The organism is Marinobacter fuscus (assembly GCF_003007675.1).
Classification (GTDB): domain Bacteria; phylum Pseudomonadota; class Gammaproteobacteria; order Pseudomonadales; family Oleiphilaceae; genus Marinobacter; species Marinobacter fuscus.
On sequence record NZ_PXNP01000080.1, the window covers coordinates 1 to 2,578 of the forward strand.

Here is a 2,578-nt window from a genome sequence, read left to right on the forward strand (position 1 = left end):
CTAACGCTAGCGGCAGGGGCGCGACGTGAGGAGCGTCCCTTGACCGCATTTGTTATGGGCAAAAGCAAATCATCTCGCGCCTTGTTTAATTGTCAGACACGGCACTATGCCCATGACCAAAAGGTACTTCAGTATACCTTCTTGGGCTTTATAGCCTTTGGTACTGCTGTTACTGTTTGAATTCACATTCACTGATAACACGTCGGCAGTTTTCATTGTCTTCTTTTTTCAGGAACTGTGTGATACCTGATGCAATCATTGATGAGCAGCTTAATTGTGGCTCCAAGCATTACGGTTTTTCGCACTCTGTCCTTAATCTATAGAAAAGATCCTCCAAGCGCTTAGCCTCTGAAATTGAATGGACTTCAGCCCAACCAGAATTCATCGGATCTTTCAGGTCTTTCCCAGTTCGTTTACAATGTATCATAGGAGTCATATGGTACACTCTACATTGACTTTGGCCGTCGCATTTAAAGTTAATCCCCGGGGTTCTTGCATCGACGCTTACAATGATATTGGAAACATCGTAAGTGTCGTAGTTCACATACCCAGGCCCTCTACAATTATTACGTGCAGCCCGATAGTGATCAATCTTAAACTGACATCCGCTGAAGGAGTATGTAGTTCCATAAGTTTCTCTAACTTGGCTTCTTTCCAATATCTTAACGATTTCCGTTTTTATCTCTTCCAGTTTTTTTTCGGAGCTGTAGCTGTCATTGCAGCCTGCCACAAGTAAAAAAATAAAAGATAATACAAATATTTTTTTCATATTGATCTCCATAACGCCTGCAGCATGTGCGGCAAAAAGTGGAGTGAGGAACGAACGGAGCTTTTTGGCGTCCCATGCCTGCACTGGTTAACACTGGATTGCCACTAAACTTCATAATTGTAACTACCCAGATATTCCAAAGAGCAACGGTCTGGGCGGGAAAGAATATTTGGTTCGTATACTGTGACAGCCACATTTGCTTGTATATTTGCCGAAACATTGTTCAACCATTGCTCTTCATAAGAAGAGCCTTCAAGCAGCTTAATAATTTCGCACTCTTCACTTTCAAACGTCGCTTCGATGCAACCGGGTTCAAATGACGAAAGACCAACTTCTTTCATAAATGGAGAGTTAATTTTATCTCCGTCTTCGGTGTATTCCGGTTGAATATATTGATCCAACTCTTCCTCCGAGTTGAACCTACCCTTGGAGATAAATAGATGTAACGTAGGCATGATGCTCCTTTATGGTGTTAACGCTGAGGTAACCGGCGCCGGAGCGCAGCGGAGGGAACCAAAAGCGGTACGCTTTTGGCGTCCGATTGACCGGCTGGTTAGTGGCCGGTCACCACCAGGGTCTACCTTGGCAGCCAACGCTGCATGCACTCTCCCGAACAGCTTGCACCAACCTAACGGATGGCGAAAGGAACCAGAGCGCAAACTACACCAGCCCGATTACCGTTTGAACTGGACGGCTCCGCGACTTGGGCACGCCGCGAATAACCATTCTGCCGATGATGTTGGCAACCAACCCCGACAGCCACTTTTCCGGCCTTGGCCATCATCACCATGAGCGGCTTTGCAGCCAAACCCAGTGCCAAGGCCTTTGCACTGAGCCCGCCAAAAATGGAGACGGCCCAGGCCATTAACGCCCCGCTAAACGGCGAGCGTTAGCGAGTCCGGTGGAGGCCACGTCTTTTGTGGCCGGAACGAATTTGAGCGGTTTGTTATAACTCATTACGCACCATAGCCTCGGCCAATTTATTTGAGCCAACCGCCTTTAACTGCTCTATGACCTTCTCCCTATCCTCGGATGGTCGATTTTGGCTGAGCTTATACTTGCACTGTATTTCGGTGATTGTAACTTCAACACCAACGATAGCGCCTAGCATTGTAGGTTTATATTGGGGCTGCCATGGAGTCTTAAATGCTGCTTCGTATTTTATAGTAAGAGCATTCACTATTTCTTGAAGCTCCTCAGAGTTCTTTAATACCAAGCATTGACCATAAATATGAACTGCCTGATAGTTCCATGTGGGCACGCCTGGCGCACTATACCAAGAAGGTGATATGTAATCGTGAGCACCCTCTATAGTAATTAGTACTTCCTGACCCTCCAGCTCGGCATGTTGAGGATTTTGCAGAGCCATGTGACCGAGTATCTTTGACTTATCTTTAGAAATCAAGAATGGCAGGTGTGTAGAGAAAATTTTGCCATTCACATTTGAAATTAACTGACCAAAGGCATTTTCCTCTAAAAAAGAAAATATTTCATCTTGGTCTATGATTTCAAAATGCTTGGGGATGTACACAATCTCTCCTTGAGTTATAACGCTGAGGTAACCGGCGCCGGAGCGCCAGCGGAGGGAACCAAAAGCGGTACGCTTTTGGCGTCCGGTTGACCGCCTGGTTAATGGCCGTTCACCACCATGGTTAAGCCTGGAAACCCAGACCGCATGCCCTCTCCCGGACAACTTGCACCAACTCGACGGATGACGAAAAGAACCAGACCGCAAAAGCCGCCAACCTGATTACCGTTTGAGACGGACGACCCCACAACTGGGGCACGCCATGAATACCAACACCGCTG

At 46.9% G+C, this 2,578-nt stretch carries 4 protein-coding genes; 1 reads left to right on the forward strand and 3 read right to left on the reverse strand.

Translation table 11 applies throughout. The features are described from left to right. Window positions 1-180, forward strand: a 180-nt coding sequence (locus tag C7H09_RS19995) for a hypothetical protein (RefSeq protein ID WP_206074290.1), incomplete at its 5' end; no start/stop codon positions are given. Window positions 181-289: 109 nt separating this feature from the next. Here C7H09_RS19995 and C7H09_RS10795 read toward each other — a convergent pair. The 3 genes from C7H09_RS10795 to C7H09_RS10810 all read right to left on the reverse strand — a co-directional run bounded on the left by C7H09_RS10795 (window position 290) and on the right by C7H09_RS10810 (window position 2,300). Then, complete coding sequence (locus C7H09_RS10795) at window positions 290-769, reverse strand: hypothetical protein (RefSeq protein ID WP_133166213.1); 480 nt, start codon at window positions 767-769, stop codon at window positions 290-292. Window positions 770-873: 104 nt separating this feature from the next. Next, window positions 874-1,224 carry an immunity 22 family protein gene (locus C7H09_RS10800; RefSeq protein WP_106762521.1) on the reverse strand — a complete coding sequence of 117 codons (351 nt, stop codon included), beginning with the start codon at window positions 1,222-1,224 and terminating at the stop codon, window positions 874-876. Window positions 1,225-1,715: 491 nt separating this feature from the next. After that, the gene (locus tag C7H09_RS10810) at window positions 1,716-2,300 is read right to left on the reverse strand and encodes an FMN-binding negative transcriptional regulator (RefSeq protein WP_106762523.1); all 585 of its coding nucleotides are present in this window, start codon (window positions 2,298-2,300) and stop codon (window positions 1,716-1,718) included. Window positions 2,301-2,578 lie beyond the last annotated feature (278 nt).